16 protein-coding genes are annotated in these 16,187 nt (G+C 37.8%); 1 reads left to right on the plus strand and 15 read right to left on the minus strand.

Annotated features, from left to right (window positions below; translation table 11 throughout):
- Positions 1-4 precede the first annotated feature (4 nt).
- The 8 genes from AC3WJG_RS14155 to pxpA all read right to left on the minus strand — a co-directional run bounded on the left by AC3WJG_RS14155 (position 5) and on the right by pxpA (position 7,412).
- Positions 5-769, minus strand: coding sequence for an IclR family transcriptional regulator (locus AC3WJG_RS14155; protein WP_028408425.1), 765 nt, complete (start codon positions 767-769; stop codon positions 5-7).
- Positions 770-900: 131 nt separating this feature from the next.
- The gene (gene accC / locus AC3WJG_RS14160; RefSeq protein ID WP_102812769.1) at positions 901-2,265 is read right to left on the minus strand and encodes an acetyl-CoA carboxylase biotin carboxylase subunit; all 1,365 of its coding nucleotides are present in this window, start codon (positions 2,263-2,265) and stop codon (positions 901-903) included.
- Between the two features lie 28 nt (positions 2,266-2,293).
- Positions 2,294-2,755 carry an acetyl-CoA carboxylase biotin carboxyl carrier protein gene (gene accB / locus AC3WJG_RS14165; protein ID WP_102812770.1) on the minus strand — a complete coding sequence of 154 codons (462 nt, stop codon included), beginning with the start codon at positions 2,753-2,755 and terminating at the stop codon, positions 2,294-2,296.
- A 22-nt stretch (positions 2,756-2,777) separates the two neighbouring features.
- The gene (locus tag AC3WJG_RS14170; RefSeq protein ID WP_028408422.1) at positions 2,778-3,773 is read right to left on the minus strand and encodes a 5-oxoprolinase subunit C family protein; all 996 of its coding nucleotides are present in this window, start codon (positions 3,771-3,773) and stop codon (positions 2,778-2,780) included.
- Positions 3,770-4,525, minus strand: coding sequence for a 5-oxoprolinase subunit PxpB (gene pxpB / locus AC3WJG_RS14175; RefSeq protein ID WP_337134340.1), 756 nt, complete (start codon positions 4,523-4,525; stop codon positions 3,770-3,772). Before pxpB ends, AC3WJG_RS14170 begins: the two co-directional genes overlap by 4 nt.
- Positions 4,526-4,542: 17 nt before the next feature.
- Positions 4,543-5,334 carry a putative hydro-lyase gene (locus AC3WJG_RS14180; RefSeq protein WP_102812772.1) on the minus strand — a complete coding sequence of 264 codons (792 nt, stop codon included), beginning with the start codon at positions 5,332-5,334 and terminating at the stop codon, positions 4,543-4,545.
- A gap of 52 nt (positions 5,335-5,386) precedes the next feature.
- Positions 5,387-6,550: an NRAMP family divalent metal transporter gene (locus AC3WJG_RS14185; RefSeq protein ID WP_252124562.1), complete on the minus strand. Its 1,164-nt coding sequence runs from the start codon at positions 6,548-6,550 to the stop codon at positions 5,387-5,389.
- Between the two features lie 100 nt (positions 6,551-6,650).
- Complete coding sequence (pxpA, locus tag AC3WJG_RS14190) at positions 6,651-7,412, minus strand: 5-oxoprolinase subunit PxpA (RefSeq protein ID WP_098333122.1); 762 nt, start codon at positions 7,410-7,412, stop codon at positions 6,651-6,653.
- 425 nt (positions 7,413-7,837) lie between these two features.
- Here pxpA and AC3WJG_RS14195 point away from each other — a divergent pair, with 425 nt between their 5' ends.
- A complete protein-coding gene (locus tag AC3WJG_RS14195) occupies positions 7,838-9,400 on the plus strand; it encodes an alpha-amylase family glycosyl hydrolase (protein ID WP_136789231.1) in 1,563 nt (520 codons plus the stop codon).
- A gap of 121 nt (positions 9,401-9,521) precedes the next feature.
- Here AC3WJG_RS14195 and AC3WJG_RS14200 read toward each other — a convergent pair whose 3' ends face one another.
- From AC3WJG_RS14200 to AC3WJG_RS14230, 7 genes are all read right to left on the minus strand, one after another.
- The gene (locus AC3WJG_RS14200) at positions 9,522-11,024 is read right to left on the minus strand and encodes a sensor histidine kinase (protein ID WP_337134341.1); all 1,503 of its coding nucleotides are present in this window, start codon (positions 11,022-11,024) and stop codon (positions 9,522-9,524) included.
- Positions 11,021-11,707, minus strand: coding sequence for a response regulator transcription factor (locus tag AC3WJG_RS14205; RefSeq protein ID WP_098432892.1), 687 nt, complete (start codon positions 11,705-11,707; stop codon positions 11,021-11,023). Before AC3WJG_RS14205 ends, AC3WJG_RS14200 begins: the two co-directional genes overlap by 4 nt.
- Before the next feature lie 56 nt (positions 11,708-11,763).
- The gene (locus AC3WJG_RS14210; protein WP_098432893.1) at positions 11,764-12,321 is read right to left on the minus strand and encodes a class I SAM-dependent methyltransferase; all 558 of its coding nucleotides are present in this window, start codon (positions 12,319-12,321) and stop codon (positions 11,764-11,766) included.
- 287 nt (positions 12,322-12,608) lie between these two features.
- Positions 12,609-13,268: a DUF3885 domain-containing protein gene (locus AC3WJG_RS14215; protein ID WP_337134342.1), complete on the minus strand. Its 660-nt coding sequence runs from the start codon at positions 13,266-13,268 to the stop codon at positions 12,609-12,611.
- Between the two features lie 147 nt (positions 13,269-13,415).
- The gene (locus tag AC3WJG_RS14220) at positions 13,416-13,601 is read right to left on the minus strand and encodes a hypothetical protein (protein WP_098967603.1); all 186 of its coding nucleotides are present in this window, start codon (positions 13,599-13,601) and stop codon (positions 13,416-13,418) included.
- A 602-nt stretch (positions 13,602-14,203) separates the two neighbouring features.
- Complete coding sequence (locus AC3WJG_RS14225) at positions 14,204-14,662, minus strand: GNAT family N-acetyltransferase (RefSeq protein ID WP_492588331.1); 459 nt, start codon at positions 14,660-14,662, stop codon at positions 14,204-14,206.
- Complete coding sequence (locus tag AC3WJG_RS14230) at positions 14,649-16,082, minus strand: class I adenylate-forming enzyme family protein (RefSeq protein WP_337134344.1); 1,434 nt, start codon at positions 16,080-16,082, stop codon at positions 14,649-14,651. Before AC3WJG_RS14230 ends, AC3WJG_RS14225 begins: the two co-directional genes overlap by 14 nt.
- Positions 16,083-16,187: the final 105 nt, after the last annotated feature.

The raw sequence follows: 16,187 nt of genomic DNA on the forward strand, positions 1-16,187 counted from the left end.
TATGCTACTTTAATGATCCTTGATAACCGAGTTTTTCAGAAATTAGGCTCGCCGCTTCTGTTACTTTTTGAATAATGAACGGCAGTCTGTCTCCTTGAAATCTCGCTTCAATTCCCGCTACGCTAATGCCTGCAACCACTTCATTTTGATGATTTACAATCGGCGCGCTCACGGATGTTGTAAAGTTTTCTAATTCAGAGGTGCTAATGGTATACCCTTTTTCTTTTGCTTCTTTTAATACATTTCTTAGCTTTTTTTGATCTGTAATGGTTCCAATTCCTATTGGAGCTAGCTCCGTTTGAGTAATATATTCCTCTTGTTCTTTTTCGGGTAAATGCGCCAAGATAATGCGTGAACAAGCTCCTGCATAAAGAGGTGAACGCCTTCCAATTGATGTATAAAGACGCACTGGATGAAGCGTATCTACTTTTTCAATATACATAGCTTCATTCCCATCTCGTACAATTAAATTAACCGCTTCTTCTACTTCGTCCCGGAGCGTTTCCATTACAGGCTTTGCGATATTTCTAATATCTAAGCGATTAGCCACCAGCTGACCAAATTGCAAGAATAAAAGTCCTAGCGAATAGTATCCTTGCTCATCTTTTGTTAAAAATCCCATTTCTTCAAGCGAACCAACCATCCGGTGCAAAGAAGTTTTTGGAACGCCTGAATATTCCATCATTTCTGTGAAGGTAAGCTTAGGGTGCTTGATAAAAAGAGTGAGAACCTGCATGGATTTAACGACTGTTTTATTGTTAGCTTGCATAAAACCTTCTCCCTTATTTGTGCGAATACATGTATTTGATAGACGTATAGCTTACTAGCTAATCATATGTTCTTTTTATTATACATGAAGAAAAAAAGGAAAGCACTCCCTTATAAGAGCACTTTCCTTTCTTACACCGTTTCTAGTTCTTTAATTGAAATAGGGTTACTTTCTAGAAATTTGGTTGTGAAATCCCCTTCTTTAAAAGAAGGATGGTTCAGTAATTCTAAATGAAAAGGAATGGTTGTATGAATACCGATAATGATAAATTCTTCGAGTGCGCGTTTCATTCGTTGAATCGCTTCATTTCGATCTTTCCCCGTTACAATTAATTTCGCCACCATTGAATCATAAAAGGGGGAAATTTCATATCCTGGGTAAACGGCGCTGTCTACACGAACCCCGTAGCCGCCAGGAGGTAAATACATCTCGACTTTTCCAGGAGAAGGCATAAAGTTTTTAGCAGGATTTTCTGCATTGATCCGGCATTCAATTGCCCATCCCTTTAACTGAATATCCTGCTGAGCAAATGATAGCGGGTAGCCTGCTGCTACTGAAATTTGTTCTTTAATTAAGTCAATGTTTGTTACAAGTTCTGTAACAGGGTGTTCAACTTGAATTCGTGTATTCATTTCCATAAAGTAAAAATGCCCGTGCTTATCTAACAGAAACTCAACTGTTCCGACACCTGTATAATCAACTGCTTGAGCTGCCGAGACAGCCGCTTTGCCCATTTTAGCACGAAGGTTTTCGTCTACCGCAGGAGACGGAGCTTCTTCTACTAATTTTTGATGACGGCGTTGAATCGAACAATCTCGTTCCCCTAAATGAACTACATTCCCTTCTTCATCAGCAATGATTTGAATTTCGATGTGTTTTGGCTCTTCTAGGTACTTTTCAAGATATACGCCGCCATTTCCAAAGGCTGTTTCTGCTTCATGCTGAGCTTGACGAATTGCTTTTTCTAGCTCTTCTTCGCTATGAGCCAGCCGCATTCCTTTTCCGCCACCGCCCGCTGTGGCTTTTACGATGATCGGATAACCTATTTCTCTTGCTACTGGCATAGCGGTGCTGCTATCTTCAATCAGTCCTTCCGTTCCAGGTACAATAGGCACGCCGGCTTGTTTCATTGTATCTCGTGCTACAGCTTTTGCTCCCATTTTACGGATAGCTTCTGCTTTTGGACCAATAAAGGTAACGTCATAGGATTCACACATCTCAGCAAAATCAGCATTTTCAGCTAAAAATCCGTATCCTGGATGAATAGCGTCTGCCTTGGTTACTTGCGCTACGGTAAGCAGATTACGAATGTTTAAGTAGCTTTCTTTAGAAGACGTTTTGCCAATACAAAATGACTCATCTGCTAGCTTCACGTGAAGTGCATCTTTGTCTGCTTCTGAATAAACCGCCACGGTTGCAATACCCATCTCTTTACAAGCCCGAATGATACGAACTGCAATCTCGCCGCGGTTTGCGATTAAGATCTTTTTAAACATAATGACTCCTCCTGACAGTATGTATACTTTAGCGTGATTTTACGGTAAATAATGGCTGTCCAAACTCAACAACATCCCCGTCTTTCACAAGAATTTCAAGCACTTCTCCTTCTATTCCCGCATCGACTTCGTTAAACAGCTTCATCGCTTCAATCACACACACAACATCTTTATGTTCAACTGTTTGTCCTACTTGAACGAAGGGATCGGCGTCTGCTTCTGGCTTGGCGTAAAAGGTTCCGACCATTGGTGATGAAATTTGCTTTTCATTGTTTTCTGCTGCGTTTACAGACATAGAATCTTGAGGCGCTTGCTCAGTGGCATCGGCTTTTACTTCATCTGTTTTCACTTCTTTAACAGCTGTGTCCTCTAAAGGAATTCCTGCTTTATCAATAACAACTTTTGTTCCTTCATGTTCAATATGAAGCTTTTGAATACCAGATTCATTCATTAATGAAACAACTTCTTGCAATTCACGTACGTTTATCATTTCTTGTCACTCCCGTTTTGTGTTATTTAGTTGACGCAAGGTTAATAGCAATCTTCAATTCTTGAAGCATCTGTTCTTTTTCTAAATAGATTCTTTCAGCTTCGTGAAGCGAAATGTGAGAAAAGTAAATGGATTCTCCAGGCTTTACTTGAGCTAAAAGCGGTAAATCTGCTGTGATGACTTGAGCAATTTTAGGGTATCCCCCCGTGGTTTGACGGTCTGCTAACAGAATGATGGGATTTCCATCCGGCGGGACTTGAACAGAACCTTGTGAAACAGCTTCAGACAATAACTCTTTTTTTTCTTGAAGCTGAAGAGAAGGTCCGTCCATTCGATAGCCCATTCGGTCTGATTGATTCGATACTTTAAAAGGCTCTTTCGTAAAATGACTTTTGCTTTCAGGTGTAAATAAATCGTATTGACTGCCGTTCATAACACGGACACCTGGTTTTTTTGTAAAGTGAACAAGTTCTTTATAATTTACGGACCATGAAGAAGTATATACCCCGTTTATCACTTCATTTGAAAGAAAAGCAGGCTTTGAAGCAGCAGGAACGGATAAAGGTAAAACATCGTCTGCTTGTAATGCTCTTCCTTTGTAGCCCCCGATTTCACCTCTTAAATACGTACTTTTACTATTTAACACTTCATCAATAGCAAATCCTCCTGCTACAGATAGATAGGAACGACACCCGGTTTTGCAAGGGCCAAATGATAAAGTGCTTCCTTTTGAAATAAATAAAGGTTTCCACATCGGGACTGGCTTTCCGTTGATCGAAGGAGTTAAATCTCCTCCGGTAATTGCTACTAAACAATCGCTTTCTATTTCAAGGGTAGGCCCCATTAGCGTAACTTCAAGTCCTGCTTCTTTTTCATCGTTACCAACTAGTAAATTAGCAATTCGGAGGGAATAAGAATCCATTGCTCCGCTTACAATCACACCGTGCTGCTGAAATCCTCTTCTTCCTAAATCTTGAATGCTCGTTAATAATCCGGCTTTACTGACTCGCATACTCATTTTTCACCCTCCTTTGCCTGCATTTCTTGATATTCTTCTTTAGAGATGGGTTTAAACTTCACAATATCTCCTGCTTGAAGCAAACTTGGCGGATTTTGCTCTGGCAAAAACAGTTTAATCGGCGTTTGCCCAATTAATTGCCATCCTCCGGGAGTGGAAATAGGATACACCCCTGTTTGCATTCCTGCAATACCAACCGAACCTGCAGGAATAGAGGTGCGAGGAGACGAGCGGCGAGGCGTAGCAATTCTTTCAGATAACCCTCCGAGAAATGGAAATCCAGGAGCAAATCCAATCATATATGCTAAGTATTCGCCTTCAGAATGAATACTAATTACCTCTTCAGTTGTTAAGTTATGGTGACGAGCGACATATTCAAGGTCAGGTCCATACTCTCCTCCGTAGCAAACTGGAATAGAAACCGTACGATGGTCTAACTCTTTTTCTGTGTGTTCGTTTTCTAATTTACTTTGAATGATAGAGGACACTACTTCAAAGGGAGACACAAATTCTTTTTTCTCCTTCTTTTTCACGGCTGCTACCACTTCAAGAGGGTTATAAAAGATCGTAAGATTCGTAAATGCCGGTACGCATTCAATAAACCCAGGAAAAGGATTTAATTCGATCGAATCTTTGCACGTTTTAATTTGTTTATGAATGTCGTATTGAATGCTATCTCCAAATGTTAGTACAAGCGCTGAGTCGCCAAGCGGAGAAATAACAGCCGATGCTTTTGTTGCAGTTTGATTCATATCTACACCTCTTTCTTTTATAAAACACCTAGTTTTTCATCTCGAACATCTGTGATAAACATATGACCCGGAGCATGTGTAATCATAATAGAAGGTTTTGTTTCCATTGCTACTGCTTGAGGAGTTACACCACAAGCCCAAAATACGGGCACTTCCCCTTCCTTAATCGAAACAGCATCACCAAAATCCGGAGAGTGAAGGTCTTGAATCCCTATTGCAGCGGGATTTCCAATGTGAATAGGTCCTCCGTGCACAGCTGGAAAACGTGAAGTTACTTGGGCTGCCCGTACTACATCTTGCTGAGGAATTGGACGCATACTAACCACCGTTGAGCCGTGAAATATTCCTGCTTCAGCGCATGCAATATTTGTTTTATACATAGGAACATTACAATTTTCTTCAATGTGACGAACAGGTATATCGTTGTTTAAAAGCGCGTGCTCAAATGTAAAGCTGCAGCCAATAAGAAAAGCAACCATATCTTCTGTCCAGTAATCTGTGATATCGGTTACTTCTTTTACTAGTTCCCCATTTTCATAGATTCGATACTTTGGAATGTCTGTACGAATATCTCCAGATGGAGCTGCAAATTTTGGTACCGGGGATCCAGCGTCTGTGACATCTAAAAGAGGACACGATTTAGGGTTACGCTGACAGAACAATAGAAAGTCAAAAGCTTGTTGCTTTGGTAAAATAGCTAAATTAGCTTGAGCATAGCCGTTTGCCATGCCTGCTGTTGGTTGAATAAGCTGATTGTTACGGATTTGCTGACGAAGTTCAGCTGGAGTTAATTGCGAAAGGGTTATCATGTTTCCATCTCCCATCATTGCCCGCACGCAACTTACGTGCGGGCACATTGTTTTATTTAAATAATTGAGGAAGTTGATCCATTAACGTATAGCCACCCATTAAAGCCATTACAATAACGACAAGCACACCCGAAATGGTAAGCCATAAAGGATGTTTATACTCGCCAACGATGCTTTTTTTGTATGCAGCAACCAGTAACGTCCCAAGAGCGATCGGCAGAATTAATCCATTGATTGCTCCAACTAAAAGAAGAACTTTTACAGGTTTTCCAATTAAGACAAAAGACAGAGTTGAAATAATAATAAATGCAATAATAATCCAGTTTGAGTTTTTATTAAGTTTTTCACTAAACGTTTGAATAAAGGAAACAGATGTATAAGCAGCTCCTACCACAGATGTAATAGCGGCAGACCACATAACAATACCAAAGATTTTATAACCGACGTTTCCTGCTGCGAGCTGAAACACGGATGCCGGAGGATTGGCTGGATCAATTTGTAAACCTTTAGACACAACGCCAAGTACAGCTAAAAACAAAGCGATTCGCATAACAGAAGTGATGAGAATTCCTGTTACAGAACTTTTGGTTACTTGAGGTAAAGAATCGATGCCTTTTACACCGGCATCTAAAAGACGATGTCCGCCAGCAAAGGTGATATAACCACCGACTGTTCCTCCAACAAGCGTAACGATCGCAATAATGTCAATTTTGTCAGGAGCAAAAGTTTTCACTACAGCTTCTCCAACGGGAGGTGAAGTGGTAGCAGCTACATATAGCATCAGCCCAATCATGATAAAACCTGCAATTTGCGTGAAGCGATCCATTGCTTTTCCCGCTTCTTTTACAACGAAGATTAGCACGGCAATAACTGCACTAATTGCAGCTCCGGCTGTTGGAGAAATACCCGTAATCGCATTTAATCCAAGCCCGGCACCGGCAATATTTCCAATGTTAAAAGCAAGTCCTCCAATAACAATTAAAATAGCGAGCACGTACCCTAATCCCGGAAATACCATGTTGGCGATTTCTTGTCCTCGTTTTTCAGAAACGGCAATAATTCTCCATACGTTGGTTTGAGCAAAGATATCAAGAATAATTGAAATTAAAATAACGAATCCGAAGCTTGCAGCTAAATTTTGTGTAAATACGGTAGTTTGAGTTAAAAAGCCCGGTCCAATAGCCGATGTGGCCATTAAAAAAGCGGCTCCAAGCATTAACGTCCAGTTTACTTTAGGCGCAGCCGAAAGCTTTTGCTGAGGTGTTGATTTTTTAATTGACTCCAATATCATCTTCCTCCTGATTGTATGTAGTTTTTTATTTTGAAATAGCCTTAACTACCACTTCTGATGCTCGTAAAGAACGGTTGACATGACGGGCAAATTCAAGTGCGTGAGCTCCGTCTCCATGGATGCAAATCGTATCTGCCTGCAATTCTACATCCTTACCTTGCTGAGATTTTACCTTCCCTTCTTTCACCATAGTAATAACTTGGGACACAGCTTCATCATCATTTTCAATTAAAGCATTTGGTTCTGTGCGAGCAGTGAGAGAACCGTCTAACTGATAGGTACGGTCTGCAAATACTTCGTTAGCCGTCTTTAAACCAATTCTGTTACCTGCTTGAATCAGTTCACTTCCAGATAACCCAAACAAAATCAGCTCAGGATTTACGTTGTAAACAGCTTTTGCTATTGCTTCAGACAAGGCTTTGTTTTTAGCAGCCATGTTATATAGTGCACCGTGAGGTTTTACATGCTGCATCGATAACCCTTCTGCTTGCAAAAAACCGTTTAATGCCCCAATTTGATAGACCACGATATCGTAGGCTTCCTGAGGTGAAATCTTTATGTTTCTGCGTCCAAAACCAATAAGGTCCTGCAGACCAGGGTGAGCCCCAATTTGCACTTTTTTTTCAGCGGCTAATTTTACCGTTTTTCTCATGACGCTCGGATCCCCTGCATGAAATCCACAGGCTACGTTTACAGACGTCACGTGCTCTAAAATGGCTTCATCATTGCCAATACGATAAGCACCAAAACTTTCCCCTAAATCACAGTTTAAATCTACTTTACTCAATGCGTTTTTCCCCCTTAACCCCTTTAATGTAAGCGTAATCATTTGCAGATAGTAAATAAAATTCAAGCTTTATTATCTGCATCAATACTTTGAGTTCCGTTTTTCGGAACCATAGTACCGTTTTTCAGTTATATTTGGATTTTAGCACGAGATGATGAATTGAACAACAACATTGTCAGAATATTTGACATAGTCATTATTTTCACTTGGATAATACTACCTTATTTTATTGATGTTTTCTATCTATAGCCTTAATATAACGCAGCCGCTCAATGTCATTGGACACAGTAAATAACTAGGTTGTCAGAATAATTACTAGTTCAAAATAATCAAAATGAAATTTTCGTTGTAATCGTTTTCAAATAGGTGCTATATTTCAATTGTAGTCAATTTATGCAAACGATTGCAAAAAAGGGGATGAAACGATGAAAGGGAAAAAATGGACAGCTTTAGCTCTAACACTGCCGCTGGCTGCTAGCTTATCCACAGGCGTTCACGCTGAAACCGTACATAAAGGTAAAGCTCCAACAGCAGATAAAAACGGTGTCTTTTATGAGGTGTATGTAAACTCTTTTTACGATGCAAATAAAGATGGACATGGTGATTTAAAAGGTCTGACACAAAAGTTGGATTATTTAAATGACGGCAATTCTCATACAAAGAATGATCTTCAAGTAAACGGGATTTGGATGATGCCGGTAAACCCTTCTCCTAGCTATCATAAATATGATGTAACGGACTATTATAACATTGATCCTCAGTACGGAAGTCTGCAAGATTTCCGCAAACTGATGAAAGAAGCAGATAAACGAGACGTAAAAGTTATTATGGACCTTGTTGTGAATCATACGAGCAGTGAACACCCTTGGTTTCAAGCTGCACTAAAAGATAAAAACAGCAAGTACAGAGATTACTATATTTGGGCTGATAAAAATACCGATTTAAATGAAAAAGGATCTTGGGGACAGCAAGTATGGCATAAAGCTCCAAACGGAGAGTATTTTTACGGAACGTTCTGGGAAGGAATGCCTGACTTAAATTACGATAACCCTGAAGTAAGAAAAGAAATGATTAACGTCGGAAAGTTTTGGCTAAAGCAAGGCGTTGATGGCTTCCGCTTAGATGCTGCCCTTCATATCTTTAAAGGTCAAACTCCTGAAGGTGCTAAGAAAAATCTCCTGTGGTGGAATGAGTTTAGAGATGCAATGAAAAAAGAAAACCCTAACGTATATCTAACGGGTGAAGTATGGGATCAGCCGGAAGTAGTAGCTCCTTATTATCAATCGCTTGATTCCCTATTTAACTTTGATTTAGCAGGAAAAATTGTCAGCTCTGTAAAAGCAGGAAATGACCAAGGAATCGCCACTGCAGCAGCGGCAACGGATGAGCTTTTTAAATCTTACAATCCAAATAAAATTGACGGCATTTTCTTAACTAACCATGACCAAAACCGCGTCATGAGTGAGCTGAGCGGCGATGTGAACAAAGCAAAATCAGCTGCTTCTATCTTACTTACGCTTCCTGGCAACCCTTATATTTATTACGGTGAAGAAATCGGCATGACTGGTGAAAAGCCTGATGAATTAATCCGTGAACCGTTCCGCTGGTACGAAGGAAACGGACTTGGACAAACTAGCTGGGAAACACCTGTATACAATAAAGGCGGCAACGGCGTATCTGTAGAAGCACAAACCAAACAAAAGGATTCTTTGTTAAATCATTATCGTGAAATGATTCGCGTGCGTCAGCAGCATGAAGAGTTAGTAAAAGGAACGCTTCAATCTATTTCAGTAGACAGTAAAGAAGTTGTTGCTTATAGCCGTACGTATAAAGGCAACTCGATTAGCGTGTATCATAATATTTCAAATCAACCTGTAAAAGTATCTGTAGCGGCGAAAGGTAAATTGATTTTTGCTAGTGAAAAAGGTGCTAAAAAAGTCAAGAATCAGCTTGTGATTCCGGCGAATACAACGGTTTTAGTAAAATAATTAAAAACACCTTCGAGTGATTACCAGGTAATCACTCGAAGGTGTTTTTTCATAAAAAGTTAGCATGAGAACATTATCAGAAATTGGTGTAAACATCATTTCTACTGCTAATCTAATTAGTTCATAAATCTTCATAAATAATTTCTTTCTCTTCTTTATCATGAGGAAAAGGCAACGCAACATACATCGTTATCTTTTCTTTCTCACTTTCTGCCCATATTTCTCCTTGATGAAGTTCGACAATTCGTTTGGCAATGGAAAGACCAATGCCCGATCCTGCCACTTCGCTAGAACGTGCTTTATCCATTCGATAAAACTTATCAAACAGATAACTTAATTCCTCTGAATTAATTTGATCTGTAGTATTAGAAATACGTGTAATAACTTGCTTGTCGTTAGTATAGAGGTCTATCTCAATATCTCCACTTTCGTGGCTGTATTTCTCAGCATTCGAGAGTAAATTATCGAAAACGCGAATCATTTTCTCAATATCTAGGGAGATAAAAACAGCATCATCGGGAATCTCTACTTTTACAGAGAGCCCACGATTTTCAAACATAGGGGTATACTCTCCTACAAGCTGATATAACACCCCACCTAAGTCAACTTCTTGAAATTGCATGTCTACGTCAGGTAAAGACAACTTTGTATATTCGAATAGTTCATCCAATAAATTTTTCAATTTGAATGAAATGCCGTAGGTAGTTTGAATGTATTTTTCTAGCTCCTCACTATTTTTATACTGTTTATCTTTCACGAGTGTCAGATATCCAATAATAGAGGTCAGTGGAGTTCGTAAATCATGCGAGAGATTCGTAATTAATTCATTTTTTGCTTGTTCAACTTTACGTTCTTTTTCAAACCTTTTCCTCATTTGTTCGGTCATCCAATTGATGTTTTTAGCTAAGAATGACAGTTCATTTTTACCTTTCACGGGAATGGAATACGTCCAATCTTTGTTCACAATTCTGTTGATTCCCTCTTCAATCTGCTTAATATACCGTGTAATAGGCCTTGTCCATAATAGAAACAAGACAAAAAAGATGAGTACACTACCTCCAAGTCCCATATAGACTTGATAAATATATCTATTCGGACTAAAAATAGGATCAAAAGAAGGTCCTTCAATAATGAGGTATCCGATATCACCTTGAAGGGAAAGAAGCGATATAAAAGAAGAATAATGTGTATTAAATGATTCATTGCCCGTGGATTCATCTGCAAGCTTTTGTTTAAGTAAATATTGTATGTTGGTATTTTTTATCTTTTGGTTATTTGAATGAAAAAGAACGTCTCCTTTGCCATTTGCTACTAAGAACCCTAAATTAGGATGAGCATCCGCTATAGGATTTAGCGTTGAAGCAATGTGATCTATATCGTCTAAACTCATGTGCTTCTCTTCCAAGGAATGAGTGAGTTGGGCAAGGAGCTTTCTAATGGTCTCTTCCTCTTTTTGTTGCTCTATTTGTTGGTTACGAATATCCCCAAATTGAGGATTGATAAGGATGAAAAGAAAAAAGCTAAAAATAGATATGACCAAGGAGAGAATAAAGATAAGGAATAACTTTGTGTTCAAATTGACTGATGGGCGTCCAATCTTATCTGCATTATTTTTTGTTTTCATGCTTTATAGCCTACGCCCCATACTGTCTGAATATAGATTGGTTTTTTAGGATTTTCTTCTATCTTGTCTCTGATTTTTGTCATATGGACCATAATCGTATTATCCGACTTATAAAAGGGTTCTTTCCATACAGTTTCATAAATCTGTTGAATACTAAATACTTGTCCTTGATGCTGAAGTAATAAAGAGAGAATTTGAAATTCTTTAGGAGTTAGACGCACCTCTCGATCTCTTACAAACACTTCAGTTGTTCTTCCGTCCACTTTTAAGTCTCCCTTTTCTAAGAAGTGGGAAGAAACCTCTCTTTCAGGGGCCATATAGTATCGACGAAGTTGAGATTTCACACGCGCCATCAGTTCTAATGGGTTAAAGGGCTTTGTAACATAGTCTTCTGCTCCACTAGCCAGACCGTGAATTTTATCCATGTCTTCTGATTTAGCTGATAAAAAAATAATGGGCATGGTATATTCTTCTCTGATTTTTAAGCAAGTATCTATCCCATTCATCCCGGGCATCATCACATCTAGAATAATCAGATCAATTTTTTGTTTTTTTAACATATCCATAGCTGTTGCAGCATCCGGTACATCTACTACTTGATATCCTTCATTTTTTAAATAAATGGACATAAGATTTCTGATTTCGTCTTCATCGTCGACAATAAGGATGGTTCTTTCTGACATGTTTCTTCACTCTTTCTATTCTTAAATTCAATATAAACTAGAGAACAGGAGTAGGATTAGTTATTACATACGAATACATAAGCTGGTGGAACATTTCTATACACTTTTTCATACTGAATCGTAGTAAAAAAGGATTCAAAGAAAGAGCGTTTTACTTTCGAATACTGGAATGTAATGAACTTGCCTTCTGCTCCTAACAAAGATCCTGTCTCATGTAAAATCTGTGTAGAAATAGTTCCTGGTAAGCTTGTGAAAGGCAATCCAGATACGATATAGTCTACTTTTTCAATGCCATATTGTTTTAAATAGTCACTTATATTCTCAGCAGAGTCATGAATAATGTACACATTCTCGATATGTCCATATTTCTTCTTTAATATGTTATAGAATGTTTCATTGGCTTCTATCGCTAAGAAAATGGTGTGTTTCCGTTTATTTTGAACAATTTCTTCTGTAAATACGCCTGTTCCTGGACCATATTCAATGATACACGTTATTTCCTCAAATGGTATAGGCTTCATCATTTTCTTAGCTAATGATTTAGAGCTCGGCATAATAGCTCCAACTGCACGCGGGTGTCTCATATATTCTTGAATGAAATGCATGGCATTCATTTATTTCTCCTCGTTTCTTCAGGTGATAGGTTATAAGCAGTAGTTTAATGCTAAAATCTTAATACGATACGAGGAAAAACCTTAACAATTCTTAAGAAATACTTATGAAAAGATAACTTTTATAAAGAATCTGAAAATAAACGTTACATGCTGGTCTTAAAAAAGGGGTGCCGTTAGTTCTTAAAGGAAAAGAACTAACGGCACCCCTTTTTGATTTTATAACTGCTAACATAAAACCTTTTATCGGTACTCTAAAAAGTATAATCGTTAGCTTATTAATAGTGTTTTTATTTAAATAAAAGGTCAATTTCTTCTCGGTCATACTCTAAAATCCAATGATTATATTCTTCATAAAGAAACTTTATAGATTCTTTATTAGAGGCTAATACATCACAACCTCGATCATCATACAAATGAAAAATGATTTCTTTGGAAAGATTAATAAAATAAATATCATAACCACTTTGTGGATTGCTTTTAAGTATGTTAGATGGATGAGCAAAGTCTTCATAACAAATAGCTTTTAAGAGTTGTACATATTTTAGTTCTGGTTTCTTACAAGAAAGGGCAAATCGATGAGTGACAGATTGATCATCTGCTTCATCAAATACACTTGGTAGAAGCTGATGACTTAATTGGTATAGCTTTTCTTTATCTTTTATGTATTTTAAGTATACATTTAAAGGCCTTTTTTGAAGGAAGATATCTTTTTTTATAGCGTGTACATCTGTAACAAGAAAAATCTCATCTTCTTCTCCAAATACTGCTTCAAATAATCTAATTGAACGATAAAATGCTTGCTCTAAATGTTCCTTTTTGTAATAAGGTATTAAAGGATTTGATATTTCAAATCGAATACTATTCTTCCAAGAATAAAATAAGGCAGGGCTCAAAATCAGTCTTTCAAAATGTTTTTCTAAAAATGAATGTAGAATATCATCGTTCATATATTTTTCTCCGTGGTTTTTAATTTTCATTTTAACATTTTTCTAAGTAAATTCTTTGTATGTGATATAAATATCTAGTTACCATAATCAAAATTATCGGAACAAAAAGTGCTTGGATAATTGTTATCCAAGCACTTCTAAATTTAATTATGTATTGCTTTTCTTTTTTATATTTTTACCTGTATAAATAGAATTAACTATCAATGTTAGAGTTCCTAAAAGCCATCCTACAACAGGAGAGTACTCAAATACATTTTTTAGGGCCATCCCTAAAGAAATAGATGCCATTCCTAACATTAGTAAAAGTACAGTAATACCTTGTTGTCTTTGCATATAAATCACCTCAAATGCTTTTTCTTCTAATCAATTATTTTTCGCGTTGCTGCTCTCTTCGTCCTACAATCCAAGCCAAAGATAAAGTTGGAATAGTTAAAACTACTGCAGTTAACATATTTATATACACCTATTTTTCCTTATAATTACATTGTAACATACAATCAAAATAGAATTTAAGGATGTATATCATATACATTTCTAGTTTACATAATACATCTTCTCGAACATACCACAAAAAAGAACCCTTTTGGGAGTAAGGGTTCTTAGGCAGAAAAGTATATATGGTAGGCAGCTTTTTATACATCCTTGATATGAAAGGCTTTATCAGAGAAATAGATGAAGAAAGAATGCATAAAAAAGCAGTTTTTTATGCATCTGCTAAACAGTTTAAATAGTTAATTTTATATTAAAACCAGCTTCTTTTCTTCTGCTAAAATTGAGTACAATTGCAAGATCCTTCAAGCCACGTCGAATAGAAGGCTTACGTTGTCTTCAACAGGAGCATAAGGCTCTGATAATAATAAAGTGGTTACTATATTTTCTTTCTTTTGACCATTTAATGTACAATAAAAAATCCGCGGATAAACCCACGGATTTTCTTACAGCTCTTTTTCCAAACAGTTAACTTGATTATGATGCAGCGGCTTAGTGGCATACTGTGTAAAACCAAGGCCCTCCCAAAACAGCTTGGCTCTAGGATTTTGAGACAGAACGCCAAGGCGAAGAACGGAAACTCCTTCTTCTTTTAGCTTGTCTTCAAACGCTAGATACGCCTGCGTTCCGAAACTGAAATTGTGGTAGGCACTATGAATGATAAAAGGTCCAATCCACGGATGGTCATCGTTAGGGTTTTGTTTCATGTAATCGATAACCCCTACGTATGTATCGTCGGCTTTTATAAAATAACTGTCTGTTTTTTCATTCATATATTCTTTAAAAAGCTCCTCTTCCCTCCGCTCTTTCTTGCCGTTTTCTAACACGTTATAAGCTTCGTTTGAATTGATAATCTCTGACACAATATACATCGTGTCAGCTGTAACGGGTTCAAATGAAATCATATGTCTTCCCTTCTTTCTCTGTAAAGTAGCTGTATATCGTTGCTTTATCAATTTTACCATTTTTCATTCGGGGAAAGGACGTTAAAACTCTCCATACGCGCGGGATTTTATAAGCGGATACTCGTTGTGTCAGCGCTTGTCTCACATCAGAAAGAGAAATGTTCTCTAAAACAATTGCTGCACCTACTACTTCTGAACGTTCAGCATCTGCTACGCTAAAAACGGCTGCTTCGCTAACGCCCGGTATTTGTAAAAGCAGCTCTTCAATTTCTTCGGCATACACTAGACTTCCACTGCTTTTGATTACATTTTTGTCTCTTCCTACGATGGTAATGCTTCCGTCTTGAAGCTGAATCGCAATATCGTGCGACGTAACATATCCATTAAAAAACGAGCGGTTCGTTTCTTCGCTGTCCTTAACAAATCCTTCAAATGCTTGATTTGTTTTCACGAATAGTGTTCCTTTCTCTCCTTTTTCTACTTCTTTTCCACGTTTATTCAGGATTAAAACGTCTACACTGTTAACAGGATAGCCTACCGTATTAGGCATCGTTTCAGCTGTATGTGGTGAAAGCACCGTAACAAATCCCATTTCGGAAGATCCGTAATATTCATACAGATAGGCATTAGGAAATGCTTGTGAAAATTTCTTTCGAACGGAAGGAGATAATTTATTGCCTACTGAAATCACGGTTTTTGGCAGAAGTCGTTTTTCTTTTGGTCTGCTTTGTACATAACGAAGCAATGGAGAAATTAATGCAGGTGTAATAGACATACAGCTAGCTTCCTTGTTAAAAACAGCCGAAGGTGTAAACGCTTCTAGCATGATAGCGTGCATACCGCTGCAAAGCGCATGCAAAACTGGGTAAAGCTGGGCAGAATACGAGATATGTAAAGGAACAAGCACGTTGTCGTGTTGCTCTAAAGAAAATATATCCGACCACTCTTGAAATGATGAAGACCAAGAATAATGCGATTTTACAAACCCTTTTGGTCTCCCTGTTGATCCAGAGGTAAATCCAAATAAAAATAAATCGGACAGTGCATTCACTTGCCGTACGGGCAGGATTGGTTTTTCTTTTGTTATGTTAGTTAAAGAAGATGTTTTCCATAGCCAATTCGGGGATTGAATAGAAAAATAGGTATCTACTTCAGCCTCTGTTAGCTCATTATGTAAAAGCATCACAATTCCGCCCGCTTTTAAAATCGCTAAAAATGACACAACAGCATCTGCATTGTTTGGCATACTTAACGCAACGAGCTCTCCTTTTTCCATCCCTTTTTCTTTCAGCTGATTTTCGGCTTTGCATACATGATCCCACATTTGACCGTAGCTTAGCTTATTAATAGAATCCGATAGTGCCAGTTTGCCAGGCGTTTGTTGACACTGATAAAAAATTAGTTCTTCAATTCGTTTCATTACTGATTAAACTCCCTTTTTCTTTTACTTTTAGTGTACCGTAAATACGGGTTTGAGAAAATAAAAATGTAAACTTATATAAAAATTAAGTTGACTAATTTTAGT

The organism is Priestia sp. FW507-14D1A, assembly GCF_058781295.1.

Coding starts and splice junctions, on each gene's coding strand:
- AC3WJG_RS14155 (WP_028408425.1), bottom strand. CDS start 769: ATGCAAGCTAACAATAAAACAGTCGTTAAATCCATGCAGGTTCTCACT.
- accC (WP_102812769.1), bottom strand. CDS start 2,265: ATGTTTAAAAAGATCTTAATCGCAAACCGCGGCGAGATTGCAGTTCGT.
- accB (WP_102812770.1), bottom strand. CDS start 2,755: ATGATAAACGTACGTGAATTGCAAGAAGTTGTTTCATTAATGAATGAA.
- AC3WJG_RS14170 (WP_028408422.1), bottom strand. CDS start 3,773: ATGAGTATGCGAGTCAGTAAAGCCGGATTATTAACGAGCATTCAAGAT.
- pxpB (WP_337134340.1), bottom strand. CDS start 4,525: ATGAATCAAACTGCAACAAAAGCATCGGCTGTTATTTCTCCGCTTGGC.
- AC3WJG_RS14180 (WP_102812772.1), bottom strand. CDS start 5,334: ATGATAACCCTTTCGCAATTAACTCCAGCTGAACTTCGTCAGCAAATC.
- AC3WJG_RS14185 (WP_252124562.1), bottom strand. CDS start 6,550: ATGCTTGGAGCCGCTTTTTTAATGGCCACATCGGCTATTGGACCGGGC.
- AC3WJG_RS14195 (WP_136789231.1), top strand. CDS start 7,838: ATGAAAGGGAAAAAATGGACAGCTTTAGCTCTAACACTGCCGCTGGCT.
- AC3WJG_RS14200 (WP_337134341.1), bottom strand. CDS start 11,024: ATGAAAACAAAAAATAATGCAGATAAGATTGGACGCCCATCAGTCAAT.
- AC3WJG_RS14205 (WP_098432892.1), bottom strand. CDS start 11,707: ATGTCAGAAAGAACCATCCTTATTGTCGACGATGAAGACGAAATCAGA.
- AC3WJG_RS14210 (WP_098432893.1), bottom strand. CDS start 12,321: ATGAATGCCATGCATTTCATTCAAGAATATATGAGACACCCGCGTGCA.
- AC3WJG_RS14215 (WP_337134342.1), bottom strand. CDS start 13,268: ATGAACGATGATATTCTACATTCATTTTTAGAAAAACATTTTGAAAGA.
- AC3WJG_RS14220 (WP_098967603.1), bottom strand. CDS start 13,601: ATGCAAAGACAACAAGGTATTACTGTACTTTTACTAATGTTAGGAATG.
- AC3WJG_RS14225 (WP_492588331.1), bottom strand. CDS start 14,662: ATGATTTCATTTGAACCCGTTACAGCTGACACGATGTATATTGTGTCA.
- AC3WJG_RS14230 (WP_337134344.1), bottom strand. CDS start 16,082: ATGAAACGAATTGAAGAACTAATTTTTTATCAGTGTCAACAAACGCCT.